Annotated in this window: 1 protein-coding gene; it reads right to left on the bottom strand. The window is 44.7% G+C overall.

Annotation, left to right across the window (positions count from 1 at the left end; genetic code table 11):
* The coding region (locus ACFIJZ_RS09965; protein WP_375632003.1) for a portal protein at positions 1 to 803 on the bottom strand (803 nt) is incomplete at both ends.

Below are 803 nucleotides of genomic sequence, written 5' to 3'. Positions count from 1 at the left end.
GTGGATTCATATAAGATAATTACACTCAACCTATTGACTTTATTGTATTTTTGTTTATAATGCCCTTCAACAAGTGTGATCATCCGTCGACCGTTTTCAACATCAATGCCCTTCTCATCATTATAAGCTTCAAGATCATTATGATGAATGCCCTCATAAGCAACCCCATCACGAGCCCAATCTGCACTCAGCTCTGTCCAATGAGATTTGGGAAACATCTGCTTAGCTACTTCCAAGGGCTTGCGATCTACATACCACATGCGTTGTGCATCGGTTAAATTCGGTTGCACTGCCGCGCTATCCCAAACCATCTTTAACGGGTCTAAACGCGTAATGACCGGTTCACCATCAAAGCTATTTTCATAATCAAGGCGGGTATCAGTCCACCCCATGCCGCAGATAACGGCATCTTGGAAAGCATCACTATCAGCGTATTCTGCATGCGCCATGTCCCGAAACCATTCTGCCGCACCAGTAAGCAATTCACTAGGCAATGCCTTCCCTACTTGACGGGGAATAAACTGCACTTCTCGCTTATTGTTGCGTTCTGACCCCACAACGGCATTCACAAGCGGAGCAATACGATTAAAGGTCATAACGGGGCGGCGTTGCTCTTTTAACGCCGCTAAATCAGCCTCATTCCACTGATCACCATTGTAAAAACGAAAATCCTCCCGCGCATGTTCACGCCATTTATTCACATGCTCCACATCTTCTTTGTACCAACTCACAAGCTTGCGAAATAAGCCTTCTGTCGACAAATCTGATGCGTTACTTTCTTTATCTAAATGCTCTTCATCATA

The sequence above is a fragment of the Bartonella sp. CL70QHWL genome (assembly GCF_042194855.1).
GTDB lineage: Bacteria > Pseudomonadota > Alphaproteobacteria > Rhizobiales > Rhizobiaceae > Bartonella.
This window is presented reverse-complemented; position numbering and strand designations above follow the sequence as displayed.